Annotated in this window: 31 protein-coding genes and 1 pseudogene; 16 read left to right on the forward strand and 16 right to left on the reverse strand. The window is 65.1% G+C overall.

Features of this window, described 5'->3' with window-relative positions; all coding sequences use genetic code 11:
* Positions 1-37: 37 nt before the first annotated feature.
* The 3 genes from RLDS_RS53245 to RLDS_RS53255 form a co-directional block, all read right to left on the reverse strand.
* Complete coding sequence (locus tag RLDS_RS53245; RefSeq protein ID WP_021228660.1) at positions 38-856, reverse strand: ferredoxin--NADP reductase; 819 nt, start codon at positions 854-856, stop codon at positions 38-40.
* A gap of 161 nt (positions 857-1,017) precedes the next feature.
* A complete protein-coding gene (locus RLDS_RS53250) occupies positions 1,018-1,329 on the reverse strand; it encodes a hypothetical protein (RefSeq protein ID WP_021228661.1) in 312 nt (103 codons plus the stop codon).
* Between the two features lie 154 nt (positions 1,330-1,483).
* A complete protein-coding gene (locus RLDS_RS53255; protein ID WP_021228662.1) occupies positions 1,484-3,085 on the reverse strand; it encodes a phosphoenolpyruvate carboxykinase in 1,602 nt (533 codons plus the stop codon).
* A gap of 265 nt (positions 3,086-3,350) precedes the next feature.
* Between RLDS_RS53255 and RLDS_RS53260 the strand changes: the two genes are divergently transcribed.
* The 7 genes from RLDS_RS53260 (at position 3,351) to RLDS_RS57450 (ending at position 8,160) form a co-directional block, all read left to right on the forward strand.
* Positions 3,351-4,055: a response regulator transcription factor gene (locus RLDS_RS53260; RefSeq protein ID WP_021228663.1), complete on the forward strand. Its 705-nt coding sequence runs from the start codon at positions 3,351-3,353 to the stop codon at positions 4,053-4,055.
* Positions 4,024-5,619 (forward strand): sensor histidine kinase, encoded by a 1,596-nt coding sequence (locus RLDS_RS53265; RefSeq protein ID WP_021228664.1) that lies wholly within the window; start codon positions 4,024-4,026, stop codon positions 5,617-5,619. The genes RLDS_RS53260 and RLDS_RS53265 overlap by 32 nt, the downstream gene beginning before the upstream one ends.
* 62 nt (positions 5,620-5,681) lie before the next feature.
* The gene (locus tag RLDS_RS53270) at positions 5,682-6,113 is read left to right on the forward strand and encodes an HPr kinase/phosphorylase (protein ID WP_021228665.1); all 432 of its coding nucleotides are present in this window, start codon (positions 5,682-5,684) and stop codon (positions 6,111-6,113) included.
* On the forward strand, positions 6,110-7,048 hold the full coding sequence (rapZ, locus tag RLDS_RS53275; protein WP_021228666.1) for an RNase adapter RapZ: 939 nt from the start codon (positions 6,110-6,112) through the stop codon (positions 7,046-7,048). The genes RLDS_RS53270 and rapZ overlap by 4 nt, the downstream gene beginning before the upstream one ends.
* 22 nt (positions 7,049-7,070) lie before the next feature.
* Positions 7,071-7,475 (forward strand): PTS sugar transporter subunit IIA, encoded by a 405-nt coding sequence (locus tag RLDS_RS53280; RefSeq protein WP_009820945.1) that lies wholly within the window; start codon positions 7,071-7,073, stop codon positions 7,473-7,475.
* Entirely contained in the window at positions 7,472-7,744 is a 273-nt protein-coding gene (locus RLDS_RS53285) for an HPr family phosphocarrier protein (RefSeq protein WP_021228667.1), read from the forward strand. Before RLDS_RS53280 ends, RLDS_RS53285 begins: the two co-directional genes overlap by 4 nt.
* Positions 7,745-8,016: 272 nt before the next feature.
* Complete coding sequence (locus RLDS_RS57450) at positions 8,017-8,160, forward strand: GIY-YIG nuclease family protein (RefSeq protein ID WP_408021198.1); 144 nt, start codon at positions 8,017-8,019, stop codon at positions 8,158-8,160.
* 365 nt (positions 8,161-8,525) lie between these two features.
* Here the strand turns inward: RLDS_RS57450 and RLDS_RS53295 are convergent, their stop codons facing one another.
* On the reverse strand, positions 8,526-9,623 hold the full coding sequence (locus tag RLDS_RS53295) for an AI-2E family transporter (protein ID WP_021228669.1): 1,098 nt from the start codon (positions 9,621-9,623) through the stop codon (positions 8,526-8,528).
* Between the two features lie 123 nt (positions 9,624-9,746).
* Between RLDS_RS53295 and RLDS_RS53300 the strand changes: the two genes are divergently transcribed.
* Both RLDS_RS53300 and RLDS_RS53305 read left to right on the forward strand, forming a co-directional pair.
* A complete protein-coding gene (locus RLDS_RS53300; RefSeq protein WP_031299243.1) occupies positions 9,747-10,562 on the forward strand; it encodes a TrmH family RNA methyltransferase in 816 nt (271 codons plus the stop codon).
* A gap of 130 nt (positions 10,563-10,692) precedes the next feature.
* Positions 10,693-11,967 (forward strand): MFS transporter, encoded by a 1,275-nt coding sequence (locus RLDS_RS53305; protein WP_021228671.1) that lies wholly within the window; start codon positions 10,693-10,695, stop codon positions 11,965-11,967.
* Positions 11,968-11,971: 4 nt separating this feature from the next.
* Here the strand turns inward: RLDS_RS53305 and RLDS_RS53310 are convergent, their stop codons facing one another.
* From RLDS_RS53310 to ffh, 11 genes are all read right to left on the reverse strand, one after another.
* Positions 11,972-12,286 carry a hypothetical protein gene (locus RLDS_RS53310; RefSeq protein WP_021228672.1) on the reverse strand — a complete coding sequence of 105 codons (315 nt, stop codon included), beginning with the start codon at positions 12,284-12,286 and terminating at the stop codon, positions 11,972-11,974.
* Positions 12,287-12,405: 119 nt separating this feature from the next.
* On the reverse strand, positions 12,406-12,741 hold the full coding sequence (locus tag RLDS_RS53315) for a hypothetical protein (protein WP_021228674.1): 336 nt from the start codon (positions 12,739-12,741) through the stop codon (positions 12,406-12,408).
* Between the two features lie 155 nt (positions 12,742-12,896).
* Positions 12,897-13,265, reverse strand: a complete 369-nt coding sequence (gene rplS / locus RLDS_RS53320; protein ID WP_021228675.1) for a 50S ribosomal protein L19 — start codon at positions 13,263-13,265, stop codon at positions 12,897-12,899.
* Positions 13,266-13,270: 5 nt separating this feature from the next.
* On the reverse strand, positions 13,271-14,008 hold the full coding sequence (gene trmD / locus RLDS_RS53325; RefSeq protein WP_021228676.1) for a tRNA (guanosine(37)-N1)-methyltransferase TrmD: 738 nt from the start codon (positions 14,006-14,008) through the stop codon (positions 13,271-13,273).
* Positions 14,005-14,310 carry a hypothetical protein gene (locus RLDS_RS53330; RefSeq protein WP_236616947.1) on the reverse strand — a complete coding sequence of 102 codons (306 nt, stop codon included), beginning with the start codon at positions 14,308-14,310 and terminating at the stop codon, positions 14,005-14,007. The genes trmD and RLDS_RS53330 overlap by 4 nt, the downstream gene beginning before the upstream one ends.
* A gap of 24 nt (positions 14,311-14,334) precedes the next feature.
* The gene (locus RLDS_RS53335) at positions 14,335-15,831 is read right to left on the reverse strand and encodes a serine hydrolase domain-containing protein (RefSeq protein ID WP_021228678.1); all 1,497 of its coding nucleotides are present in this window, start codon (positions 15,829-15,831) and stop codon (positions 14,335-14,337) included.
* Positions 15,828-16,226 (reverse strand): type II toxin-antitoxin system VapC family toxin, encoded by a 399-nt coding sequence (locus RLDS_RS53340; protein WP_021228679.1) that lies wholly within the window; start codon positions 16,224-16,226, stop codon positions 15,828-15,830. The genes RLDS_RS53335 and RLDS_RS53340 overlap by 4 nt, the downstream gene beginning before the upstream one ends.
* Positions 16,223-16,489 carry an AbrB/MazE/SpoVT family DNA-binding domain-containing protein gene (locus RLDS_RS53345; protein WP_021228680.1) on the reverse strand — a complete coding sequence of 89 codons (267 nt, stop codon included), beginning with the start codon at positions 16,487-16,489 and terminating at the stop codon, positions 16,223-16,225. Before RLDS_RS53345 ends, RLDS_RS53340 begins: the two co-directional genes overlap by 4 nt.
* Before the next feature lie 31 nt (positions 16,490-16,520).
* The gene (gene rimM, locus RLDS_RS53350) at positions 16,521-17,000 is read right to left on the reverse strand and encodes a ribosome maturation factor RimM (RefSeq protein WP_021228681.1); all 480 of its coding nucleotides are present in this window, start codon (positions 16,998-17,000) and stop codon (positions 16,521-16,523) included.
* Between the two features lie 5 nt (positions 17,001-17,005).
* Entirely contained in the window at positions 17,006-17,455 is a 450-nt protein-coding gene (rpsP, locus tag RLDS_RS53355) for a 30S ribosomal protein S16 (protein ID WP_021228682.1), read from the reverse strand.
* A gap of 42 nt (positions 17,456-17,497) precedes the next feature.
* Complete coding sequence (gene ffh / locus RLDS_RS53360; protein ID WP_021228683.1) at positions 17,498-18,979, reverse strand: signal recognition particle protein; 1,482 nt, start codon at positions 18,977-18,979, stop codon at positions 17,498-17,500.
* Positions 18,980-19,407: 428 nt separating this feature from the next.
* Here ffh and RLDS_RS57130 point away from each other — a divergent pair.
* Both RLDS_RS57130 and RLDS_RS53370 read left to right on the forward strand, forming a co-directional pair.
* Positions 19,408-19,512 (forward strand): annotated as a pseudogene (locus tag RLDS_RS57130) (GIY-YIG nuclease family protein); the annotation flags it as partial.
* A 352-nt stretch (positions 19,513-19,864) separates the two neighbouring features.
* A complete protein-coding gene (locus RLDS_RS53370; RefSeq protein WP_021228685.1) occupies positions 19,865-21,259 on the forward strand; it encodes an amino acid permease in 1,395 nt (464 codons plus the stop codon).
* Positions 21,260-21,395: 136 nt separating this feature from the next.
* Here the strand turns inward: RLDS_RS53370 and RLDS_RS53375 are convergent, their stop codons facing one another.
* Positions 21,396-21,794, reverse strand: a complete 399-nt coding sequence (locus RLDS_RS53375) for a GIY-YIG nuclease family protein (protein ID WP_236616948.1) — start codon at positions 21,792-21,794, stop codon at positions 21,396-21,398.
* A gap of 20 nt (positions 21,795-21,814) precedes the next feature.
* On the opposite strand from RLDS_RS53375, the gene dapF reads away from it, so the two are divergent.
* From dapF to RLDS_RS53400, 5 genes are all read left to right on the forward strand, one after another.
* Entirely contained in the window at positions 21,815-22,615 is an 801-nt protein-coding gene (dapF, locus tag RLDS_RS53380; protein ID WP_021228687.1) for a diaminopimelate epimerase, read from the forward strand.
* A gap of 1 nt (position 22,616) precedes the next feature.
* Entirely contained in the window at positions 22,617-23,942 is a 1,326-nt protein-coding gene (gene mtaB / locus RLDS_RS53385; RefSeq protein ID WP_021228688.1) for a tRNA (N(6)-L-threonylcarbamoyladenosine(37)-C(2))-methylthiotransferase MtaB, read from the forward strand.
* 12 nt (positions 23,943-23,954) lie between these two features.
* Positions 23,955-24,887: a signal recognition particle-docking protein FtsY gene (ftsY, locus tag RLDS_RS53390; protein ID WP_021228689.1), complete on the forward strand. Its 933-nt coding sequence runs from the start codon at positions 23,955-23,957 to the stop codon at positions 24,885-24,887.
* A gap of 97 nt (positions 24,888-24,984) precedes the next feature.
* Entirely contained in the window at positions 24,985-25,632 is a 648-nt protein-coding gene (gene ispZ, locus RLDS_RS53395) for a septation protein IspZ (protein WP_021228690.1), read from the forward strand.
* Positions 25,633-25,793: 161 nt separating this feature from the next.
* Positions 25,794-26,408 (forward strand): superoxide dismutase, encoded by a 615-nt coding sequence (locus RLDS_RS53400; protein WP_021228691.1) that lies wholly within the window; start codon positions 25,794-25,796, stop codon positions 26,406-26,408.
* Positions 26,409-26,470: the final 62 nt, after the last annotated feature.

Genomic DNA, 26,470 nt, shown 5'->3' on the forward strand with positions numbered 1-26,470 from the left:
GGCGCGCGTCATGCGCGCCCGCCCATGGCTCCTATCGTCAGCCGACGAAGGCGCGCTCGATCACGAACTGGCCGGGCGCCGCGTTGGAGCCTTCGGTAAAGCCCGCGCCTTCGAAATAGGCGGCGAACTGCTTGATCATCTCCATGCTGCCGCACATCATGATCCGGTCGGTTTCCGGGTCGAACTTCGCCGCGCCGGGGATCCCGGCGAACAGCGCGCCGCTCTCGACCAGCGCGTCGATGCGCTGCGTGTTGCCCTCGAACGGCTCGCGCGTGACGGTCGGCACATAATGGAATTGCCCGGGCGCCTGTTCGGACACCAGCGGATCTTCGGCCCATTTGGCCTCCAGATCGTCACGGAAGGCAAGGTCGGACACGCGGCGCACCGAATGGACGATCACCACCTGCTCGTAAAATTCATAGACGTCCGGGTCGCGCGACAGGCTGAGGAAGGGGGCCAGGCCCGTGCCGGTCGACAGCATGAACAACCGCTTGCCCGGCAGCAAGGCGTCGGTGACGAGCGTGCCGGTGGGCTTGCGGCCCAGATAAATCTGGTCGCCCGGCTGGATCAGCTGAAGCTTCGACGTCAGCGGGCCATCCTGCACCTTGATCGACAGAAACTCGATTTCCTCGTCCCAGCTCGGGCTGGCGACCGAATAGGCGCGCAGCAACGGCTTGCCATTGTCGCCCTTGAGGCCGATCATCACGAACTCGCCCGAACGGAAGCGGAAGCTGGCGGGGCGCGTGATGCGGAAGCTGAACAGATGTTCGTTCCAATGCTTCACCGACAGCACGGTTTCCACGGAAAGCGCGCCGGTGGGTTCCAATGCCGGCTTTTCGGTCGTTACGTCGGTCAACTAACTTCGTCCTTGCTCGCGTTGGCGCGGCCCGCGCCGCCTCAATTGCGGATCGTTCGCAACAGTTCAGATGCGCGCGAATTGGCCCTTCCGCGTCGCGAAGGCAAGGCCAAAAAAACTTGGGGGTGCCAAAGCGGCGGCTCGCGCCGCGCAGCGCGTCGTCAGCCGAACAGGCCCTTGGCGATGCCGCTCAATTCATTGGCGGGGTTGCCGTCGCCGTCCCGGTCGAACAGGCTGCCTAGCTGGCCCATGATCGCTTCCGGCCCGCCAAAACTGCCGATCAATTGCTGCAACTTGTCGGCCGACACGCCATGTTCGGCCGCCGTTTCGGCAAGCGCCGCCACGCTGGTTTCGCCCGATCCGATCTTCGCCGCGATCTCGCGCATCAGCGCCTGCATCTGTTCAGGCGTGACGCCGATCTGCGCGGCGACCGCTTCCAGCCCGCCCAGTTTGCCGATGATGCTGTCGAACATGCGCTTGCGCTCCTTTTCACTATCCATGCAGATTAGCAGGAGCGCCGGGCCAACGCAAAAAGCCCCTTCGCTTAAGGCGAGAGAGTATCGGGGTCCATGAGAAAGGGGCGGGAAACCATGGTCCCCGCCCCTTTCGGTCATGCTGTCGCTCGCGTCAGGCGGCGGTCAGCGCCGCGCCGCGCACGCCATCGTCGACATGCTCTTCGAACTGCGCGAAATTGTCGACGAAGGCCTTGACCAGAGTTGCCGCCGTTTCGTCATAGGCCTCGCCATCCGCCCAGGACGCGCGCGGATCGAGGATGGTCGAATCCACGCCCTCGACCGCCACCGGCACCTGGAACCCGAAATTGGGATCGGTACGGAACTGCGCATTGTTGAGGCTACCGTCGAGCGCGGCGTTGAGCAGCGCGCGCGTGACCTTGATCGGCATGCGCTGGATGCCCGGCATCGTCGCCTTGCCGCCCGACCAGCCGGTGTTGACCAGCCAGCAGGTGACGCCGCCCTTGTTGATCCGTTCTTTGAGCAAATTGCCATAGACCGAGGGGTGGCGCGGCATGAAGGGCGCGCCAAAGCAGGTCGAGAAGGTCGCGGTCGGTTCGGTCACGCCGATTTCGGTGCCTGCGACGCGCGCGGTGTAGCCGGACAGGAAATGATACATTGCCTGTTCGGGCGTCAGCCGCGCGATCGGCGGCAGCACGCCATAGGCGTCGGCGGTCAGGAAGATGATATTCTTCGGGACCGGCCCCAGATTCTTCTCCGACGTATTGGGGATGAAGTCGATCGGGTAGGAGCCGCGGCTGTTTTCAGCGAGGCTGTTGTCATCCAGGTCGATGGCGCGGGTTTCCTCGTCCATCACGACATTTTCCAGCACCGTGCCGAACCGCTTGGTGGTGGCGAAGATTTCCGGTTCGGCCTCGGCCGACAGGTTGATCATCTTGGCGTAGCAGCCACCCTCGAAATTGAAGACCGCCGTGTCCGACCAGCCATGTTCGTCGTCACCGATCAGCGTGCGGCTGGCGTCGGCCGACAGCGTGGTCTTGCCGGTGCCGCTGAGGCCGAAGAAGACCGCCGTATCGCCGTTCGCGCCGATATTGGCCGAACAATGCATCGGCATCACGCCCTTGGCCGGCAGCAGATAGTTGAGGATGCCGAACACGCTCTTCTTCATCTCGCCGGCATAGGCGGTGCCGCCGATCAGGATCAGCTTTTCGGTCAGGTTGACCGCGATCACCGTTTCGCTGCGGCAGCCGTGGCGCGCGGGATCGGCGCGGAAGCTGGGCAGGTCGATGATGGTATATTCAGGCGCAAATCCGGCCAGTTCCTCGGCGGTGGGCCGCACCAGCAGCGTGCGGATGAACAGATTGTGCCAGGCAAATTCGTTGATGACGCGCACATTGACGCGGTGCTCAGGCTGCGATCCGCCGAACAGGTCGGCGACGTAGAGCGTGTCCTTTTCGCCCAGCGCCTTGAAGAAATCATCCTTCAATGCCGCGAAATGCTCCGGCGTCATCGCGACATTGGTGTTGCCCCACCAGACCGTGCTTTCGGTTTCGGCGTCGCGGACGATGAACTTGTCCTTGGCGCTGCGGCCGGTGTGCTTGCCGGTCTTGACGACCAGCGGGCCGTCCTTCGACAGCTTGCCCTCGCCATTGCGCACGGCCGCTTCGACCAGCGGCGCGGTGCCGAGATTCCAATGCTGGGTGGCATGGGTAGTGATGCTCTGGTCCGCCAGGGTGATAGAGGATTTGGCCTGCACGCCTTTGCTCCTGTCTATGTTGTCGCCCCGCGCATGCCATCATGGTCGGGGTCGATCCGCCTCCCCGTCGCCCTTTTCGTAAGGCGTCCGGCTTGCTGACATATTTCGCATAGGGCGTGACGCGGGCAGCGTCAAATTGAGTCGATGCTGCGCCGCAACCTACAGCATGGCGCGTCACGGCCCGGCATCGTCAGCCTTTCTTGCAGCCCCGCGTGCCATGGTCTAACGCTGCTGCGCTCTGCAACCTGATCAGCCGGGACGCCGCATGACCGCAACCATCGCATTGGTGGACGACGACAAGAATATCCTGACCTCCGTGTCGATCGCGCTACAGGCCGAAGGCTTCGTGACGCGCATCTATCCCGATCCCGAAGGCGCGCTGAAGGCGCTGCTCGACAATCCCGCCGACCTCGCCGTCTTCGACATCAAGATGCCGCGCATGGACGGGCTGGAACTGCTGCGGCGACTGCGCGAAAAAAGCGCGATGCCCGTCATCTTCCTCACCTCCAAGGCCGATGAGCTGGATGAGGCGCTGGGCTTGGCCATGGGCGCGGACGATTATATCTCCAAGCCTTTCTCGCAGCGGCTGCTGATCGCGCGCATCCGCGCCATATTGCGCCGGGCCGAAGCCAATCGCACGCCCGAAGCCAGCGATGAGCCGGTCGCCGAACCGATCGTGCGCGGGCGGCTGGAAATGGACCCGGCCCGGCACCGGGTCAAATGGGATGGCAAGGACGTGACGCTGACCGTCACCGAGTTCCTGATCCTGGAAACGCTTGCCCAGCGTCCCGGCGTGGTCAAGAACCGCAACCAGTTGATGGACGCCGCCTATCAGGACGACGTCTATGTCGATGACCGCACCATCGACAGCCATATCAAGCGCCTGCGCCGCAAATTCCGTGAGGTAGACAGCCAGTTCAATGCAATCGACACGCTCTATGGCGCCGGATACCGATTCTCCGAGGAATGACCGCCTGCCCGCACCGGTGCGCTGGTCGGGGCGGGTCAGCCTCACGCCGCGCATCCTGGCGGTCAATGTGTTCGCGCTGGCGCTGCTGGCGGGCGGGTTTTTCTATCTCGACAGCTATCGCACCCGCATCGTCGACGATCGGCTGGCCCAGTCCGCGCGGGAACTGAAGCTGCTCGCCATCGGGCTGGATACCGCCCCGGCCGATCGGCAGGACCGGCTGATCGCCGCCTACGCGCGCCAGACCGGCGACCGGGTGCGCCGCTATGGCGCCAATGGCGCGCTGATCGCCGACAGCTTCGCCATGGATGCGCCGCGCTATGAACTGCGCTCGCCCGAAGACGAAGCCTTGCGCCGTCATGTCGCGCGCTTCCTTGACAAGATGGTCGATCGCGTCGTGTCCGCCGATCGCCCGCCCGATTTTGAGGAGCCAGTGGTCGATCGCGCCAGCGCCTGGCCCGAACTGGTCGCCGCGCGCCGTTCCGGTCGGCCCGAAGCGATGAACCGCTACGCCCCCGACCGCACCTTCATGATCTCGGCTGCCGTGGCGATGAAGGACGGGACCAGCCTGCTCGCGACCGAAAATGCGCGCGACATCACCCGCACCGTGCGCGCCGAACGCTTCCGCCTGGGGCTGGTGCTGGGTGCGGCTGTGCTGGCGTCAGTGCTACTCTCGCTGTTCCTGGCCCGCACCATCGTCCAGCCGCTCCAGCGCCTCGCGCGCGCCGCCGTGCGCGTGCGACTGGGCCGCGCGCGCGAGGTGACGGTGCCACGCCTGCCCGAACGGCGCGACGAAATCGGCATGCTGGCCCGCGCCCTGTCCGACATGAGCCATGCGCTGCGCCAGCGGATCGACGCGACCGACGCCTTCGCGGCGGACGTGAGCCATGAGCTCAAGAACCCGATCGCCTCGCTGCGCTCCGCGCTCGATTCGCTCGAACGGGTGGACCGCCCGGATCTGCGCGCGCAATTGATGGCGATTGCGCAGGATGACGTGCGCCGGCTCGACCGGCTCGTCACCGACATTGCCGAAGCCTCGCGCGTCGACGCGGAACTGTCGCGCACCCGCTTTGAACCCATCGACCTGGGCCTGCTGATCGAGAAAATGGTGATCGCCCGCGAAGCGCGCGGCGTGCCGCGTGGCGTGCGGCTGGCCTTCGCCCGCCCGCGCAAGGATGTCGCCGTCGTGCTGGGCGAAGAAGGCCGGCTGGTGCGCGTGCTCGACAATCTCATCGACAATGCCGTGTCCTTTTCGCCCGACGGCGGCCTTGTCCGCATCATCGCCACGGTGGCGGACGACCAGGTGCTGGTCAGCGTCGAGGATGAAGGGCCGGGCGTCCCCGAATCCGAGCGCGAACATATTTTCCGCCGCTTCCACAGCGTCCGGCCCGAAGGCGAAAGTTTCGGCAAGCATTCGGGCCTGGGCCTCGCCATCGCCCGATCCATCGTCGAAGGGCATCAGGGCCGCATCAGCATCGGCGACCGCGAGGATGCGCAGCGCGGCGCCAGCTTCGTCGTGCGTCTGCCGATGGCGGTGGCGCGCGACCCCGGCATTGTTTCGGAATAAGACGCCAGCGCGACGCTCGCCCATTTTCATTGATGCCGACAGGCGTTAGAAGAGGCGGGATAATGGCGCGCGCCCTTTCCTCCGAAACGCTGCATGCGACCAGCGTGGCCATTGATGGCCGGGCTGTCCTGCTGTGCGGTCCGAGCGGCGTCGGCAAGTCCGACCTGGCGCTGCGCCTGATCGACCGTGGGGCAACGCTGGTCAGCGACGATTATACGCTGGTCCAGCGCATCGACGGCGCACTGCGCGCCACCGCGCCCGACACCATCGCGGGAAAGATGGAGGTGCGCGGCCTTGGCATCCTGCCCATGCCCCATGGCGACGCGCCCGTCGCGCTGCTGTGCGACCTGTTCGACCAGGTCGACCGGATGCCGCCCGAAGGCCTGTCCCGCGCCGTCGCCGGCCTACAGGTGCCCGTCGTCAAGATCGCCCCGTTCGAAGTCTCCGCCGCGATCAAGGTCGAACTGGCGCTCAGGGCGCTTACGCCGCGATGACCGCATCCCACCCCAAATCGATCCTGCTGCTGTCGGGCCTGTCGGGCGCGGGCAAGACCACCGCGCTCAAGACGCTGGAGGATATGGGCTGGGAAGTCGTCGACAATCTGCCGCTGATGCTGCTCGACCGGCTGCTCGACACGCCTTTGCCCGTCGGCCATGGCGCGGATGCCGACCGGCCGCTGGCGCTGGGCATCGACGCGCGCACGCGCGGCTTTGACGCCGGCGCCATCGTGCGCCGTATCAAGGGCCTGCGCGAACGCCACGGCCATGACATCGAAACCCTGTTCCTCGACTGTTCCGACGCCGAACTGGAACGGCGTTTCGCCGAAACCCGCCGCCGCCACCCGCTGGCGGCCGATCGCCCCGCCGCCGACGGCATCGCGCGCGAACGCGAACTTACAGAACCGCTGCGCCGCTGGGCCAGCCAGGTGATCGACACCACCAGTTTCACCAGCAATGCCCTGCAACAGGAAATGCGCGACCGCTTTTCGCGGCCCGGCCTGTCGGAACCGGTGCTGACCATCCTGTCCTTCGGCTTTTCGCGCGGGGTGCCGCGCAACGCCGACCTGATGTTCGACATGCGCTATCTGCGCAATCCGCACTGGGACGATGCGCTGCGCCCCAAAACCGGGCTGGAGGCCGACGTCGCCGCCTATATCGCGCAGGACCCCGCCTATGACGACAGCGTGCGCCGGATCGAGGATCTGCTTATCACGCTGCTGCCGCGCTATGCCGAAGGCGGCAAGACCTACATCACCGTAGCGTTCGGCTGCACCGGCGGGCGGCATCGGTCCGTCCATGTCGCCGATCGGGTCGCGAGGCACTTGCAAGCCGCCGGCTTTTCGCCCACGGTTCTGCACCGCAATATAGAATCAGCGCCCCAGGACAGCCTGGAGAAGCGCCGACCGGGAGGCCCGAAAGCAGAATCATGATACAGGTGGGCCGCACAAGCACATGATCGGACTCGTACTCGTCACCCATGGGTCGCTGGCGACCGAATTTGTCGTCGCCATGGAACATGTCGTTGGGCCGCAACAGCAGATCGCGACGATCTGCATCGGCCCGGAGGACGATATGGAATTGCGCCGCGCGGACATCGCTGCGGCGGTCGCGCGCGTCAATGATGGCGCGGGCGTCATCCTTCTCACCGACCTGTTCGGCGGCACGCCGTCAAACCTTGCCATCTCGCTGCTCAAGGCCGGCGAGATCGAGGTGATCGCCGGCATCAACCTGCCCATGCTCATCCGCCTGGAAAGCGCGCGCAAGGTGATGGACGTGCGCGCTGCCGTCGCCGCCGCGCGCGAGGCGGGCCAGAAATATATCAGCGTCGCATCGGAATTGTTGGGCAGCACTGCATGAACGAAATCAGCCAGGACGTCCGCATCACCAACAAGCGCGGCCTTCACGCCCGCGCCAGCGCCAAATTCGTGACCCTGGCCAGCGGCCTGCCCGCTGAAGTCACCGTCAGCAAGGACGGCCATCACGTCACTGGCACGTCGATCATGGGGCTGATGATGCTGGGCGCGGCGATGGGCGACCAGATCACGATCAAGGCGACCGGCCCGGACGCCGCGCAGGCGCTCAGCCAGCTCGTCACCCTGGTCGAGGACAAGTTCGGCGAAGAGTGACGCCCGCCGCCGACGGCGGAAAATGCGTGCCAAGTGTTGATCGTCATCCCCGCGAAGGCGGGGATCCATCCTGCCACGCTGCACTTGCGCTGATGTCGGGCATTGGGTTCCGCCATGGCCTATGGCCGCCCCTCGGGTTGCGGGAATGACGACTTTCGAAGGCGCATAATTGCAAAGCGACTGACATTTCTTCCGTCATGCCAGCGAAGGCTGGCATCTCAGGCGATGGTGCGCAACGATGAGACATGGCGCGCGGCGGCTAAACCTACATCATGACCAACAAGGCTCGTGGCGTCCTCTACATTGGCGTTACCGCCAATCTCGCCGCACGGGTGCTTCAGCATCGAAACGGCACCGGATCGACCTTCTGCAAGAAATATGGCCTCACCTGTCTCGTATTTGGTGGAGCCTCATGATGACATGACGCTCGCCATTGCTCGCGAAAAGGCGCTCAAGGCCTGGAAGCGCGAATGGAAAATTCGATTGATCGAGGGTAGCAATCCAGATTGGCGCGATCTGTCAGACCTCATTGCATGACCGCCCGAGATCCCAGCCTTCGCTGGGATGACGGCTGTGGGGGCGAGCCTGAGGCGCTATTGAATGACCGGGAATGGTCCCTTCCAAACAATCCTCCCCTGTAAGGGGAGGTGGCTGGCCGTAGGCCAGACGGAGGGGTGTCCCCCTCTCGACAGGGTGACACCCCTCCATCCCTTCGTGGTTCCCTTCCCCTTGAAGGGGAGGATTTTTACGGCCGCTCTTAATCGTTCTCAGCCGCGATCCTTCACCCCTCCGCCGCATCCCCCTCCCCCCGCATCCGGGTGAAGATATTCCATGTCGCGATGAACAGAGCCGCGATCACCGGGCCGATGACGATGCCGTTGAAGCCGAACAGCTCCAGCCCGCCCAGCGTGGAGATGAGCACCACATAATCGGGGATGCGGGTGTCGCGGCCGACCAGGATGGGGCGCAGCACATTGTCGACCGACCCGATCACCAGCGCGCCGCACACCACCAGCACCACGCCCTGCCATACCGCACCGGTGGCGAACAGATAGATGGCGACGGGCACCCACACGATCGCGGTGCCGATCGCGGGCAACAGCGAAAAGGCCCCCATAAGCACGCCCCAGAGCAAGGCGCCCTGAATGCCCAGCGCCCAGAAGACCAGCCCGCCGATCATCCCCTGCACGATGGCGACGACGATGCTGCCCTTGATCGTGGCGCGGGTGACGATGACGAACTGTTCGATGAGCGCCGTGCGCTGGCCCGCGCGCAGCGGCGCGGCCGCCGCGATCCTGCGCGCCAGCCAGTCGCCATCGCGCAGCAGGAAGAAGGCGAGATAGAGCATGACGCCCAGCGCCACGAAAAAGCTGAAGGCGCTCTGCCCGATCTGGAACGCCTGGCCTGCGAGCGTGCGGAAACTGCTGGTCAGGCCGCGCGTCACCATTTCCTGCGCCGCATAGAAATTGGTGATGCCCAGACGCTGGACATAGGGGCGCAACCAGTCGGGCAGCGCCGCGATCACATCGTAGAACAGGCGAACGAAATTAATCTCGCCCGACTGCACCTTGCCATAGAAATATGTCGCTTCCTGCAACAGCGCCGCCCCCAGGACGAAGGCGGGAACGATCACCAGCAACAGGATGAGCAGCAAGGTCAGCAGCGCCGCCGCATTGGTCCGGCCCGGCATCCGCGCGCGAATGCGATGGTGCACCGGCGCGAACACGATGGCGACGATCACGCCCCACAGGATCGCGGCGAAGAAGGGTTCGATCACCAGGGCGAAGGCGATCGACACCAGCAGGACGAAGCCAAGGAAGAAGCCATCCTCCAGCTTGGTCGAAAGGTGCATCGGGGGCGGATCGGAATCGGGCGTCATTGCGCATCCTTGGCAAAATCCTGTGCGCAAATCCATCGCCGCGCGCGGGCCAAGCCTGTCCTTTTGCGCCCGCCCCCGCTAAGGAAGCCGCCTGTTTATCTCCAGCATGGGCATATCGGCACAGTGGCACGCGAAATCACCGGTTTTTCCAACCCGCTGGTCAAGCGCGTCCGCAGCTTGCGGGAAAAGAAATATCGCAAGGCCGAAGGGCTGTTCCTGGCCGAAGGGCTGCGCATCCTGACCGAAGCGCGCGAGGAAGGCGTGCTGCCCGAAATGCTCTTCCATGCCGGCGCCACGCACCCGCTGGCGCTGGAGCTGATCGACGCGATCGAGGCGGCGGGCGGCGACGTCATCCTCACCACGCCCGACATCCTGTCCAAGATCAGCGGCAAGGATAATGCGCAGGCGCTCGTCGGCGTCTATCGCGACCGGCTGACGCCGCTCGCCGCGCTCGACAGGGACAGGGCGGACATCTGGATCGTCGCCCAGTCGCTGCGCGATCCCGGCAATCTGGGCACCATCCTGCGCACCGGCGATGCGGTCGGCGCGGGCGGCCTCATCCTGATCGACGATTGCGTCGATCCCTTCTCGGTCGAATCGGTGCGCGCCAGCATGGGCGCGCTCTTCACCCAGTCGATCACCCAGGCGCGGTGGGAGGAGTTCATCCCCTGGCTGCGCGGCGGCGCGGGGCAATTGATCGGCACCAGCCTTAAAGCCACGCAGGATTATCAGGAGCCGGCCTATCAAAGCCCCAGCTTCCTGCTGGTGGGCAATGAAGCGCAGGGCCTGCCCGCCGATTATGAGGCGCAATGCGACCTGCTGGTCAAAATGCCGATGCGCGGCAAGGCCGACAGCCTGAACGCCGCCGTCGCGACCGCAGTGATGGCCTATGAACTGCTGAACCAGAAGAGGCGAGACATCATGATCCGTTCGTCCTGAGGTGGGACTGAGCGGAGCCGAAGGCCCGTATCGAAGGAAACGCACCTGTCCTTCGATACGGGCCTTCGACTTCGCTCAGCTGTTACTCAGGACGAACGGGGCGCTAGATGAAATGAGGGGGCTAAACACCATGACACAGACCAGCGGCATCGGCGAAATGTGGCGGCACAAGCGGGTGCTGGCGGCCAGCCTGATCGGCACGGCGGTCGAATTTTACGACTTCTACATCTACGCCACCGCCGCCAGCCTGATCTTTCCCGCGCTCTTTTTCCCTGCCTCCTCCCCCACCGCGCAACTCATGGCCTCCTATGGCAGCCTGGCCCTTGCCTTCTTCGCGCGGCCGCTGGGCGCGGCGGTGTTCGGCCATTATGGCGACCGTGTGGGGCGCAAGGCCACGCTGGTGACGTCGCTGATGCTGATGGGTGGCTGCACGCTCGCAATCGGCTTCCTGCCGACCCATGCGCAGATCGGCTGGTGGGCGCCGCTGATCCTGTGCCTGCTGCGCTTTGGCCAGGGTCTTGGCCTGGGCGGCGAATGGGGCGGCGCGGCGCTGCTGGCGGTGGAAAATGCGCCGCCCGGCTGGCGCGCGCGGTTCGGCATGTTCCCGCAGCTGGGCGCGCCGGTCGGCTTCATCGCTGCCAACGGCCTGTTCCTGATTCTCGACACCACATTGTCCGAAGCGGATTTCCTCGCCTGGGGCTGGCGCCTGCCGTTCCTGGGCAGCGCGGTGCTGGTGTTCCTGGGCCTGTGGGTCCGCCTCAAACTCACCGAAACGCCCGAATTCGCCGCCGCGCAGGCGCAAGCGCCGCCACCCGCCGTCCCGCTCGCCACGCTGCTGCGCGATCATCTGGGCGCCGCCATCGCCGGCACCTTCGCGGTCGTCGCCTGCTTTGCTGTCTATTATATCGCCACCGCCTTCGCGCTGGGATACGGCACTACGACATTGGGCATCGACCGCAGCACCTTCCTGTCGCTGCAACTGGGCGCAATCCTTTTCATGGCGGTGGGCATCGTGCTGGCGGGCTGGTGGTCGGACAGGCGCACGCCGACGCGCGTGCTGGCCTGGGGCTGCGCGGGCACGACGCTGATGGGCCTTGCCTTCGGGCCGATGATCGGCACCGGCGCGCTGCTGCCCATCTTTGCAATCCTGGCGATCGCGCTGTTCCTGATGGGCTTTGTCTACGGCCCGCTGGGCGCCTATCTGCCCGCCCTGTTTCCGATCCAGCTGCGCTACACCGGCGCGTCCTTCGCCTTCAACCTTGGCGGCATCATCGGCGGCGCGCTCGCCCCGATCGTCGCCACCTGGCTGATCGCGGCGCAGGGGGTGGCGCTGGTCGGCCTCTACATGACGGCGGCGGCCGCCATCAGCCTGATGGGCCTGTGGTGGACCAGCCGCGCCGCCTGATCCTTCAACGCAGCACCCGCACCGCCACCCAGGCGCTTGGCAAGCCAACGATCAGGGCAACGCCCAGCGCATAAACCAGGAAAAATACCATGGCGAAGACGACCATCCCGGTCGTCCCGCCCGGCTCCTGCGGCTGCGGCCCTGCCAGCGTCACTACGACCATGACGGCAAAAGCGACCAACGCCAGCAAGGGGAAAGCGGACGCTGCAACCAGCATATGACGGCTCGCACTCCATTCCGGCCAGCGCCCCAGAGTGAATTTCGCAGCGCCAAAGCTCATCAGGATGGCGAGCAGCGCTGACCCGACAAGGAAACCCATCGCCCCTAAGCCGCGCAAGGCTGCTTGGGCAGCGTCGCTTGCGCCCCGTCCAGCGACAGCACCTCAAACCGCCCATCGGCGTAGCGGACGGTCACGATGTCGCGGGCGCGCAAATCCGCTCATAGCTGGCGAAAGGAGGGCGATCGCGCCGCGTCCGCAATGTGCACGTCACCTTGCGCATCCGTCATGAAGCGGGTTTCGCGCGATCCGGTGCGCGACGAGGCGATCAGCCGCACCATGCTGCGCGGCGGCGGCGCCTGCCCCTTGATCTGCGCCATGATCGTCACCGCCTTGCCCTTGCACGACAGGTTGAGCGCGCCGCCGGTGGACGAATCCCACTCACCGTTCAGATATTCGCCGATGCCGTTCTGATAGGCATAGTTCCACATGGATTTTCCGGCCGCCGGCAGTGCGGCCGGCAATGCCAACGCCGCAAGTCCCAGGATGATGCGCATCTCTCTCCTCCTCGTCGTCACGGAAAGAATAAGCGCGCCTGGCAGCCCTGTGGTTCCCAGAAAGGCAATAGGTGCCCCAAGGGCCGGAACGCAAAAAAGGCGGCGAGCCGAAGCCGCCGCCTTTTTCTCTACCTTCAGGCCTGATCGCGCGGCGATCAGCCTTCGCTGCGGACGTCGCGGCGCTCGGCGATGCGGGCGCGCTTGCCGGTGCGGCCACGCAGATAATAGAGCTTGGCGCGACGCACGACACCGCGGCGGACGACGGTGATGCTGTCAATGTTGGGCGAATAGAGCGGGAACACGCGCTCCACGCCTTCGCCGAACGAAATCTTGCGCACGGTGAAGTTGGAGCCCATGCCCTTGTTCGAGCGGGCGATGCACACGCCTTCATAATTCTGGACGCGGCTGCGGTCGCCTTCCTTGACCTTGACGCCCACGCGCAGCGTGTCGCCGGGGCGGAAGTCGGGAATATCCTTGGCGAGGGCGGCGATGTTTTCCGCCTCGATCTGCTGGATGATGTTCATGTCACTCAGTCCTTGGTCGTTCGTTGCGCACCAGAGGGCGGCTGGTCCCGAACGCCGATATGACGTTCCCAAAGGTCCGGCCGCCTTAGCCGTGTATCATCCTCCGCCCTTTGTTTCCGCCAGGCGGCGATCTTCGCATGATCCCCCGATCGCAACACTTGCGGGATCGTGCGCCCCTCCCATTCCACCGGGCGGGTATAATGCGGATATTCGAGCAACCCTGTTTCAAAGGATTCCTCGACTCCGCTGGAAGCCGCGCCCATTACACCGGGAAGCAACCGCACGCAAGCATCCAGCAGCAGCAAGGCCGCCATTTCGCCGCCCGACAAGATGATGTCGCCCATGCTGACCTGCTCGATCGGGCGGGCGTCGAAAATCCGTTCGTCAAACCCTTCGAACCGGCCGCACAAGATAGTCGCGCCCGGCCCCGCCGCCAGATCGCGCACGCGCGCCTGCGTGATGGGCTGACCACGCGGCGTCATTGCGAGCACAGGAAGGTCGGGCCGCTTTTCCAGCGCGTGATCCACCGCCTTGCCCAGCACATCGGCGCGCAGCACCATCCCCGCGCCACCGCCCGCCGGGGTATCGTCCACGGTGCGATGCTTGTCCGCCGCGAAGTCGCGGATCTGGATTGGGTCGCACGCCCACTTCCCCTCGCCCAGTGCCCGACCGGCGAGCGACAGCCCAAGCGGTCCGGGAAACATCTCCGGGTAGAGGGTCAGGATTTGCGCGGTGAAGCTCATCCGCGCCGCCGCGCCCGCAATCGGGCCGCGGAAAAGCCGCCGGCAAGGCACAGCATGCCGCAGATGAGCAATGTCAGGCCGAAGCGGATCAGTAGGTCCGACCAGCCATATTGGCGCATCAGGCCGGGCAGGATGAAGAGCAAGGGCATTGGCAGGACAAGTGCGAGCGCCACGGCGATCTTGACGCCAGCGCGCCAGCCAATCCCCCATAGCCGCCATCCGGCTGCGAGCAGGAACAGCAGATAGAGCGCCAGGACGATTTGCGGGACGACGGCCATGCGCCCGCGCTTAGGCGATGGCACGGGCAGCGTCCAGCATCCGCCGCATCATGGCTGGCGCGCGACCAGTTTCAATTCCTGAATCTGCGCGGTTGGGGTGGGCGCAAGCAGCAGCGTGCCGTCCACCCGCCCTCGGTCGCACGACCAGGTGAAGCTGCCCGACAGGTTGCCGCTGGCCGCGATCGGCGCATCCGTGCGGCAGGCCCCGACTTGCCCGCGCAATGCGTCGAGCCGGCGCCCCCAACCGTCGGCGTCATTGTCCAGCAGCATGTTCATCGCCAGACGGTCCCGCGCCGCCAGGATGTTGCCGGTGGCATAGATGCGGCCCGCAGCAGCATAGCCATCGGCCAGAAGCGGCGTCACCGGCAGATTGCGGGCAATCAGCGCCCCGGCCCGCTTCAACGCGACCGCCGCATCCCAGGCCGGACCCGCCCCGCGATTATAGGTGCGATTTGTGAAGACGAAGATGCCGACGCCATAGTCCGGCATCAGCATCACGTGGCTGCCATAGCCGGGATAGCCGCCGCCATGGGACAAGGTCAGCCCCAGGTCGCAATCCTGCGCGACCCGCATGCCAAAGCCATAGGCCGCCGCCTGTTTGCAGGCGTCCGGCCCGCTCTTGCCGTTGCGTTGCGCCGGCTTCACGAAATTGCTGCCCTGCGCCAGCATCCGCACCGACGCGCGCGCAACCGGCCCCTGATCGGCATCATTCCGCGCCGGCCAGGCCGACAGCAGGAAGGCGACCCAGCGCGCATAGTCGGTTGCGCTGGTCTGCAAGCCCCCCATCGCGCCAAATGCGCCGTCCGCCATGTCCGGCTCGCGCCGCCATCGCCCTTCTTCCCAGCGATAGCCCAGCGCGCGACGGTCCTGCGGCCATTCGCTTACCGCATAGCCGCTCGACGTCATGCCGAGCGGGGCGAGCAGGCGGGTTTCGACATAGCGGCGATAGGCCATGCCGCTGGCATTGGCGATTATTCGCCCGAGCAGCGCATAGCCCAGATTGCTATATACATAGCGGGTGCCCGGCGCGGTGCTGAACGGCACGCCCTGCGCCAACAGGCGCGTGAAATCCTGCTCCGGCATCGGGGTCTGCCGGTCACCCCATGGATTGTCGTCGACGAAGCCAGCGCTGTGCGTCAAAAGGTCGCGGATTCGGATGCGCGGACTGTCCCGTGTCGGATAGGTCCACTGGCGCAATTCAGGAACATGCCGCTCCGCCAGGTCATCCAGCAACAGCTTGCCCTCCTCCCGCAATTTCAAGATCGCAAGCGCAGTGAACGCCTTGGTCATCGACGCGATGCGGAACAGGCTGTCAGGCGTGACCGGGCGCTGCCGGTCCAGATCCTGCACGCCAAAAGCCTTTACATGCACCAGCCGCCCATTGGCGACGATGCCATAGACCAGGCCGGGGGCATGGCTGTCCTGCCGGAAGTCATGGAACAGGCGATCGATGTCGGCGGTGGCCGCAGCGATCGTCGCCTCGTCGGCCTGCGCGTGGGCAAGGGCGGGGAAGCACAGGAGCAGGAGCAGCAGCCAGACCTTCACAGGGTCCAGTCCTCCATTTTCAAGCCCTCGATATCCGCGAAATCCTTTTGATTACGCGTCACCAGAACCATCCCAAGCGCCAATGCCTGCGATCCGATCAAGCGATCGAAGCTGTTGCGGCGAATGCCGACCTGGGCCGCCACCTGCGTATAGGTCCGCGATGCTGCGTCATCAAATGGCGCGACATTCAGCAGAGAGAGGAAGGCATCCACCCGCCGCCCGTCCCCTGCCGCATCGCTGGACGTCCGATTGCCCACGCGCAATTCGGCAGCGGTTATCGCCGACACGCTCAATGCATCGAGGGCATCGCCCATGCGCCGCGCCAGCGGGGCGCTTCGTCCCAGCAGGAAATCGATGCAAACATTCGTGTCGAGCAGATAGAGCGACGTCGTCATGCGGCCTGGGTCGCGTCACGGCTCCAGTCACGCTCCCCTTGAGCCGTATCGTCCCGGCCATCCGCCATGAAGCCGGTAGACATGCTGCCGTAAAGTCCCATCAGGACCTCTCGCGCCCGATCCTGTCGCCAGAAGGAAAAGCTGCCATCGTCATGCGGGACAAGCGTCACTTCTTCGCCTTCCTCCAGCCCTAGCGCCTTGGGCAGGCGGAGCGCCAGGCTGTTGCCCGACTTGAAAATCTTGGCCTTATACTTTTCGCCCATGGGACAGCTCCGTATATACGGGTAGTATATACTATTCCACGAACGCTCCGTCAATCGTGGCGCCGCCGCCCTCCAGCGTCACCGCATGCATCGGCACCATGAAGCGTTTGCCATTGGCGCGCTCTATCTCAACAATGTCGCCCGCGCCGAAATTCTCGACGGCGACGATGGTGCCCAACACCTCGCCGGTGCTGGACGTGCAGGGCAGGTCGATGAGGTCGACATGATAATATTCGCCCTCGCCCAGCGGCGGCAGGGCCGATCGCGGCACCGTCAATTCCGTGCCGCGCAGCGCTTCGGCCGCACCGCGATCGCCGATTTCGGCAAAGCGGGCGACCGCGCCATTGGGGCCGGGGCGCAGCGACGTCAACGTCAGCATGCGCCCGGCGGCCATGAAGCCGCCATAGCCCTTGAGGCTGTCCGGCCCGTCGCCGAACAGCTTGAGACGGACCTCGCCCGTCACCCCATGCGCCCCTGTGACGACGGCCAGAGTGACAGGCTTGTCGGTCAAGTCGATCAGCCCTCGGCCTGCTCGGCAGTGGCTTCTTCAGCGGGCGCGGCGTCTTCAGCAGGAGTTTCGGCCGGCGCGTTGGCGGCTTCTTCCGCAGCCTTGCGGGCTTCTTCGGCCTCGGCAGCCTTGGTCGCGCGATCTTCCGCGCGATCCTTGGCCTTCTGGCCCGGCTCCGCCTTCTTGGGGTTGTTGCGGGCGGCGCGTTCCTTCACGCCGGCGGCGTCGAGGAAGCGGGCGACGCGGTCGGTCGGCTGCGCACCGGCGGCAACCCAGTGCTTCGCCCGCTCGACGTCCAGAACGACGCGCTTTTCATCGCCCTTGGGCAGGACGGGGTTGTAGCTGCCGATGCGCTCGATGAACTTGCCGTCACGCGGGGCGCGGCTGTCAGCGACGACGATACGGTAGTAGGGGCGCTTCTTGGAGCCGCCGCGCGACAGACGGATGGAGGTTGCCATGGATATTTGCCTTTCTGTTCAAACCAAATGGGATGTGATTGCTTATTTCTTCATGAAATTCTGAAAGCCGGGCGGCAGTTTCGGCATGTTGCCGCCAAGCCCGCCCAATCCGCCAAGACCCGACAGATCGGGCGGACCGCCCTGCCCTTCGGGACCGCCCGCGCCGCCGAGGCCGCCAAGACCACCGCCGCCGCCGAACATCTTGGCCAGCCCTTTAAGACCGCCCATCTTGCGAATCTTCTTCATCGCCGTTTCCATCTCCTGATGCATCTTCAGGAGCCGGTTGACCTCTTGCACCGTGGTGCCGGAGCCTTTGGCGATGCGAATCTTGCGCTTGGCGTTGATGAGCGCGGGCTTCTCGCGCTCCTTGGGCGTCATGGAGCCGATCATCGCGTCGAGATGGATCAGCGTCTTGTCATTGGCGCCGCTATTGGCCATCGCCGCCTGCGCTTTTTTCAGCCCCGGCAGCATGCCCGCCAGCGCGCCGAGGCCGCCCATGCGGCGCATCTGGTTGAGCTGCGCGCGCAGGTCGTTCATGTCGAACTGACCCTTGGCCATTTTCTTGGCGAGCTTGTCGGCTTCCTCGGCGTCGATCGTCTCGGCGGCCTTTTCCACCAGCGACACGACATCGCCCATGCCCAGGATGCGCTGCGCGACACGCTGCGGATGGAAAGGCTCGATCGCGTCGAGCTTTTCGCCCGTGCCCGCGAATTTGATCGGGCGGCCCGTCACCGCACGCATCGACAGCGCCGCACCGCCGCGCGCATCGCCGTCCATCCGCGTCAGCACCACGCCGGTCAGCGGCACCTGAGCGGTAAAGCTGGTCGCGACATTGACCGCGTCCTGACCGGTGAGAGAATCGACGACCAGCAGAATTTCGGCCGGCGTGGCGACATCGGCCACCGCCTTCATCTCGTCCATCAACGCCTGGTCGACATGCAGGCGCCCGGCGGTGTCGAGCATCACCACATCGAAGCCCTGGAGCTTCGCCGCCTGCAACGCGCGGCGGGCGATGTCGACCGGCTGCTGCCCCGCGATGATCGGCAGCGTCGCGACGTCCGTCTGCGTGCCCAGCACCGCCAGCTGTTCCTGCGCGGCCGGGCGCTGCACGTCGAGCGACGCCATCAGCACCTTCTTGCGCTCTTTTTCCTTCAGGCGCTTGGCGATCTTCGCGGTGGAGGTGGTCTTGCCCGATCCCTGAAGCCCCACCATCATGATGACGGCGGGCGGGGTCACGTCGATCATCAGGTCGGACGTGTCCGAACCCAGCGTTTCCGTGAGCGTGTCGGACACGATCTTGACGACCATTTGGCCCGGCGTGACCGAACGCAGCACATCGCTGCCCACCGCCCGCTCGGTCGCCTGATCGACGAATTGGCGCACCACCGGCAGCGCCACGTCGGCCTCCAGCAGCGCGATCCGCACTTCGCGCATCGCGGCGCGGACATCGTCCTCCGTCAGCGCACCGCGCCCACGCAGCTTGTCGAAGACCCCACCTAGGCGATCGCTGAGCGAATCGAACATCAACACCTCATCCGGGCCGAAGCCCTTAATAATCCGTAGCAGACCCCTCAAACGACAAAATCGCCGGCGGGCGAAACCTCGCCGGCCAGCGTCCATCCGATGCCCCCATTGGGCGTCCTGGAGTCGTCAGAGTCGAACGGCGAGCCGTCCTATGCTGGGCGTGCCCTTAGGGGAATGCGGGGGGAATGGCAAGCGGGGAGCGGTGGTAGCGGGCTGGGGTGGAGAGCTGACCATGTGTTTCATCTCGTCATCCCCGCGCAGGCGGGGATCCATCTTCCCAGCACGGCACGTGGGCGATAGTCGAGAGATGGGTTCCCGCCTTCGCGGGAATGACGAAGAAAGGTGGAAATTTCTTCCGTCATGCCAGCGAAGGCTGGCATCTCCGGCGATGGCGCGCAACGATAAGATATGGCGCGCGGCGACTACACATTGCCCGCGAAAAGGCGCTCAAGGCCTGGAAGCGCGAATGGAAAATCCGATTGATCGAGGCCAGCAATCCAGATTGGCGCGATCTGTCGGACCTCATTGCATGACCGCCCGAGATCCCAGCCTTCGCTGGGATGACGGCTATGGGGGCGAGCCTGAGGCGCTACTGAATGGCCATTAGTGGTCGCTCTTTGCCACTCCCTTCGTCATGCCGGGCTTGACCCGGCATCCCGCTTATCTGCCTTTGTGAAAAAGCGGGATCCCGGCTCAGGGCCGGGATGACGCTGCGGCCTCATGCTCACTGCGCCTCTTCCACATCGCCCTTCGTTGCTGAGGCTGTGATTCGCAACACTCCACCCGAACACCCGCTTTCCGATAGGATCGCCCCCGCGTAATTTTATGTCGCATTCTGCGGGAAATATGCGAAGCTAAGGGGAAAGCAGAGGGGAGCCTACACGCATGAGCTGGACACGCCGCAAGCCGATGGAGGCGATGGTGCCGCAGGTTAGCGGGCATCAACTCGCCCGCACCCTGTCCTGGCCGCACCTGCTGGCGCTGGGCGTCGGCGCGATCGTGGGGACGGGCATCCTGACGCTGATCGGCGTTGGCGCGGACCGGGCCGGCCCCGCCGTCCTCCTCTCCTTCGCCATTGCCGGCGCGATCTGCGCCTGCGCGGCGCTCGCTTATGCCGAACTGTCCACCATGATGCCGGCGGCGGGCAGCGCCTACAGCTACTCCTATGTCGTATTGGGCGAAGGCATCGCCTGGATCGTGGGCTGGTCGCTGATCCTGGAATATAGCCTCGTCGTGTCGACCGTGGCGGTCGGCTGGTCGGGCTATGCCGGCCCGCTGCTGACCCCGCTGGGTTTCCCGGAGGGGCTGACCAAGGGACCGGAGCTGGGCGGCATCATCAACCTGCCCGCCATCTTCATCATCGCCGTGGTCGCAGGGCTGCTGATGTTCGGCACGCGTGAGAGCGCGCGGCTCAACACCATCCTCGTCCTCATCAAGATCGTGACGTTGAGCCTGTTCGTCGCCTATGCCCTGCCCGCCTTCGACGCGGCGAACCTGGAGCCGTTCATGCCCTTCGGCTTTGCCAAGTCGATGAGCCCCGATGGCGTCGAGCGCGGGGTCATGGCCGCCGCCGCGATCATCTTCTTCGCCTTTTACGGCTTCGACGCGATTTCGACCGCGGCGGAGGAAGCGAAAAACCCCGACCGTGACCTTGCCATCGGCATCGTCGGGTCGCTGATCGTCTGCACGCTGATCTATGTCCTCGTCGCCGCCGCAGCGATCGGCGCGCTGCCCTTCACCCGTTTTGCCGACAGTCCGGAGCCGCTGGCGCTGATCCTGCGCGAAATGAACCAGGGCGGCGTGGCGCGCATCGTGGCCATCGCCGCGGTCATCGCGCTGCCGACGGTGCTGCTGGGCTTCCTCTATGGCCAGAGCCGCATCTTCCTGGTGATGGCGCGCGACGGCTTCCTGCCCCAAGGCCTCGCCCGCATATCGAAGCGCGGCACCCCGGCGCGGATCACGCTGGTGACGGCGGTGCTGGTCGCGATCATCGCGGGGCTGCTGCCGATCGACGAGATCGCGGCGCTGGCCAATGCCGGCACGCTGATCGCCTTCACTGCCGTTGGCCTCTGCCTCCTCGTCCTGCGCAAGCGCGCGCCCGACCTGCGCCGCCCGTTCCGCACGCCGGCGGCCTGGGTCGTGGGCATCGGCGCGGTCGCGGGCTGCGCCTATCTGTTCCTCAGCCTGCCGATGATGACGATCATGGCCTGCGCGGCCTGGAATGCGATCGGCCTGGCAGTGTATTTTCTCTATGGGCAGAAGCGAGCGGTCGCGACTTGAGGGCAGGCAACGCCAAACGGACATGGCTCGGTCAGTCGCCCACAGAACCAGTCCTCCGTTGGCAAAACTTGTCCCTCGACGGAGGACTAGGGCTGGCCTCTCCGTGCTTGTTGCTGACCCGGCATTGATGATGCCGTCATTTCCCCGCTTCCGTTCGGGCTGAGCTTGTCGAAGCCCTGCCCTTGCCTTTACCCCGCGCCAGCGAACTGATTCGATCCCAATCGCCACGCACTAATGCTAGCTTTTTCGCCCGGCTCCAGCCCTTGACCCGGCGCTCCATCTCCAGCGCTTCGATCCGCGTGGCAAAATATTCGGACCAGATCAGCTTCACTGACAGGCGGTTGGCTGTGAAACCCGGAACAGCGCCGTGTTCGTGGCTCGCGATCCTGCGTTCCAGATCGTCGGTATGGCCGACATACAGGGCGCCGCCGTTGCAATGAAGCATATAGGTCCAGAATGGCATGGCGGCAGAACACCAGAAAGACAGGGCTTCGACAAGCTCAGCCCGAACGGAGGTTGTGGCGTTTCGTGCCATGATATTCTACATGGCCGCGCATGGGACGCTTCTCGAAAATGCATGGTCTGGGCAATGACTTCGTGGTCATCGACGCGCGCGCCGCGCCGGTGGCCATGAACGAAGCGCGCGCCCGCGCCATTGCCGACCGTCATGCCGGCATCGGTTGCGACCAGTTGATCGTGATCGGCGATGCGCCCGATGCCGACGTGTCGATGCAAATCTTCAACGCCGACGGCAGCGAGGTGGAGGCGTGCGGCAACGCCACCCGCTGCGTGCCGCTGTTTATCGGGCGTGACGTCACCATCCGCACCAGGGCCGGCCTGCTCGACGCCCGGCTGATCGACGGCGGGGCCAGCGTCGACATGGGCGCGCCGCGGTTCGACTGGGACGCGATCCCGCTCGCCTACCCCATGGACACGCTGACGATGCCGGCGAGCTGGGAAGAGTTGCCCGCCCCCGCCGCAGTCAATGTCGGCAATCCGCATGTCATCTTCTTCGTCGATGATCTGGACGGCGTCGACACCGCACGGCTTGGCCCCATGATCGAGCAGGACCCGCTCTTCCCGCAGCGGGTGAACGTCAATTTCGCGCAGGTCGTGGGCGACGGCCACATCCGCCTGATCGTCTGGGAGCGCGGCGCGGGCCTGACGCGCGCCTGCGGCACCGGGGCCTGCGCCACCGCCGTCGCTGCGATCCGGCGCAAACTGGTGCACGGCCCTGTCACCGTGACGCTGCCGGGCGGCGATCTCATCATCGACTGGCGGCCGAGCGGCTCCATCCGGATGACCGGCCCCGCCACCCATGTCTTCGATGGCGAGGCGGACTGGTCGCGCTTCTGACATGAGCGGCCCCGACATCATCACCATGGGCTGCCGCCTCAACATCGCGGAGAGCGAGGCGATCCGGCAGATGGCGGCGGATCAGGACGACCTGATCGTCGTCAACAGCTGCGCCGTCACCGCCGAAGCGGTGCGCCAGACCCGCCAGGCGATTCGCCGCGCGCGACGCGAACGACCCGACGCGCGCATCCTCGTCACCGGCTGTGCCGCGCAGACGGAGCCGCAAACCTTCGCCGCCATGGCGGAGGTGGACGCTGTCATCGGCAACCGGGAAAAGATGGAGCCGTCGTCCTATATTTCTCCGTTCGGTTCGAGCGAAGTCGAGAAGCGGCAAGCGCATCCTGATCGTTTCTCGACTTCGCTCGAAACGAACGGCCTTTTTGAGCAGCCCTCAAAGGTCCGCGTCGCCGACATCATGACCGTGCGCGACACCGCGCCGCACATGGCCAGCGCCTTTGCCGACCATGCCCGCGCTTTCCTTGAGGTGCAGAATGGCTGCGACCATCGCTGCACCTTCTGCATCATTCCCTATGGCCGGGGGAACAGTCGCTCCGTCCCGGCGGGCGCGGTCGTGGACAAGGCGCGAGAGCTGGTGGACGCGGGCTATTGCGAAATCGTCCTCACCGGGGTCGACGTGACCAGCTATGGCCCCGACCTGCCCGGCGCGCCGACGCTGGGCCTGCTGGTCGAGCGCATCCTTAAAGGCGTACCTGACCTGCCGCGCCTGCGCCTCTCCTCGATCGACAGCGTGGAGATGGACGATCGCCTGTTCGACCTCGTCGCGCACGAACCGCGCATGATGCCGCATGTCCATTTGTCGCTTCAGGCGGGCGACGACATGATCCTCAAGCGCATGAAGCGCCGCCACAGCCGCGCCGACGCGGTGCGGATCGTCGAGCGGCTGAAGGCCGCACGGCCGGACATCAGCATCGGCGCGGACATCATCGCCGGTTTCCCGACCGAAGACGACGCGATGTTCGCACGCAGCCTGGCCCTGATCGACGATTGCGCCATCGTCCACGGCCATATCTTTCCCTATTCCCCCCGCGCAGGCACGCCCGCCGCGCGGATGCCGCAGGTCGACCGGGCGACGATCAAGGCCCGCGCCGCCCGGCTGCGCGCCGCCTGCGCGGACCGCCGCGACGCCTGGCTGCGCAGCCTGATCGGCACGCAACAATCCGTCCTGGTCGAACGCAGCGGCCTGAGCGGCCATGCGGAAAATTTTGCGTCGGTGCGTTTCACGACGGCGCAGACACCCTCCGCCATCCTGCGCGCGACCATCACAGGGCTTGAGAAGGGCGTCCTGATCGCGCAAGAGGCGGCATGACGGATATTCATCATGGCTGACACAAACTGGCGCGATCGACTGTTCGGCGGCCTCAAGCGCACGTCCGACCGGCTGGGCGACAATCTGACCGGCCTTTTCACCAAGGCCGCGCTCGACGACCAGACGCTCGACGAGATCGAGGAGGCGCTGATCGTCTCCGACCTTGGCCCGGCCATGGCGGCCCGGGTGCGCGACCGGCTGGCCGAAGGGCGATTCAACCGGGAACTGACCGAGGAATATCTGCGCGAGATCATTGCCGAGGAAATTGAAAAGACGCTCGCCCCGGTCGCGCGGCCGCTGGAGATCGAGGCGTTTCCCCGCCCGCAGGTCATCCTGGTCATCGGCGTCAACGGTTCGGGCAAGACGACGACTATCGCCAAGCTGGCGCATAATTTCCTGGAACAGGATTATGGCGTGATGCTGGCGGCGGGCGACACATTCCGCGCCGCCGCCATCGGCCAGCTCAAGGTCTGGGCCGAACGGCTGGGCGTCCCCATCGTCGCGGGCAAGGAAGGGGGCGATGCGGCAGGCATCGTGTTCGACGCCGTCAAGCAGGCGACCGCGACCGGCATCGACGTGCTGATCGTCGACACCGCCGGGCGGCTTCAGAACAAGACCGAACTGATGGACGAACTGGCCAAGGTGCGCCGGGTGCTGGGCCGATTGAACCCCGCTGCCCCGCATGACGTTGTGCTGGTGCTGGACGCCACGACGGGACAGAATGCGTTGAACCAGATCGAGGTCTTCAAGGAAACCGCGCAGGTGACGGGGCTGGTCATGACCAAGCTGGACGGCACGGCGCGTGGCGGCGTGCTGGTCGCGGCGGCGGAGAAGTTCCGCCTGCCCATCCATGCCATCGGCGTGGGTGAAAAGATCGAGGATCTGCGCCCCTTCGACCCCGGCGACATGGCGAAGGCGATCGCCGGCACGGCCTATGCGCGCTAAGCGATCATGATCCGTTCGGGCAGGGCCTGTCGAAGCCCAGCCCTCTCCTGGAATAAGTGCGGCCCTTCGACAGGCTCAAGGGCGAACGGAAGGTGCAATGACAGCGACAAAATCCCACAATAACGGCACCTTGTCCCTGGCGCTCGACTTCGGGCCGCTGCTCGTCTTCTTCCTGACCTACAAGGGGGCGGGCTGGATCTGGGGCGCGGGCAATCCGATCACGGCGATGACCTTTGGCACCGGGACCTTCATGGCCGCGATCGTCATTGCCGTCATCATTTCCAAGGTGAAGCTCGGCCGCGTGTCGCCGATGCTCTGGCTGTCGGCGTTGCTGATCCTGTTCTTTGGCGGCCTCACCATCTATTTTCGCGACCAGAGTTTCATTCAGGTCAAGCCGACCATCATCTACGCCTTTTTCGCGCTGATGCTGTTCGCAGGCCTGTTGCGCGGCCAGCCGCTGCTCAAATATCTCCTCCAGGCGGCCTATGACGGGCTGACGCACGAAGGCTGGATGAAATTGTCGCGCAACTGGGCGCTGTTCTTCGTCGCCATGGCGATCGCCAATGAAGCGATGCGCCGGACGATGAGCTTCGACGCCTGGCTGGCGGTCAAGGTCTGGGGCGTGACGATCGTGTCGGTGATTTTCGCGGGCGCCAACATCCCGATGTTGATGCGCCACGGCCTGACGCTGGGCGAGGAAAAGCCGAGCGAGGATATTGGCGAAACCACCCCGCCGCAGGGCTGATTTCTGCGATCGTTTCGCAATAGGCACAAGCCTCTTTTAATCCGCGCCGGCGAGCGCATATGGGATGCGCGGCGGGCTTGCAGCCTTGCTGCGACGATGAACCTTTCGGCCGCTCCGTCCGTTGAGCGGCCGTCCCCATAACGAATCCGAGGAGATCCGCCATGGCCTTTGTTCTGCCCGACCTTCCCTATGCCAAGGACGCCTTCGGCGACATCCTGTCGGCCGAAACCTTCGACTATCACCATGGCAAGCATCACAATGCCTATGTAACCAAGGCCAATGAACTGGTCGCCGCCGATGCGTCGCTCCAGGGCAAGTCGCTGGTCGAACTCATCAAGTCGTCCAAAGGCGGCCTGTTCAACCAGGTCGGCCAGATCTGGAACCACACATTCTACTGGCATTCGCTCAGCCCCGAAAAGAAGCAGCCGTCGGGCGAATTGCTGGACAAGATCAACGACGCCTTCGGTTCGGTCGACGCCCTGATCGACAAGATGAAGGCGGAGGCCGTTGGCCATTTCGCCAGCGGCTGGGCCGCGCTGATCCTCAAGGACGGCAAGCTGGAAGTGACCAGCTATCACGACGCAGACACGCCGGTGGCGCATGAAGGCCACACCCCGTTGCTGATCCTCGATGTATGGGAACATGCCTATTATATCGACTATCGCAACGCGCGCCCCAACTATGCCGAACGCGTGCTCAAGGAAGCGATCAACTGGGACTTTGCGGCCCAGAATCTGGATGGGCAGGGCGTCTCCCGCGCCGACCAGCCGGGCTGATGCGCCCTTGCCGCCCTGCCGCTACGGCAGGGCGGCATTTCCCTTCCCATTTGGGCAGGATG

The sequence above is a fragment of the Sphingobium lactosutens DS20 genome, assembly GCF_000445105.1.
GTDB lineage: Bacteria > Pseudomonadota > Alphaproteobacteria > Sphingomonadales > Sphingomonadaceae > Sphingobium > Sphingobium lactosutens.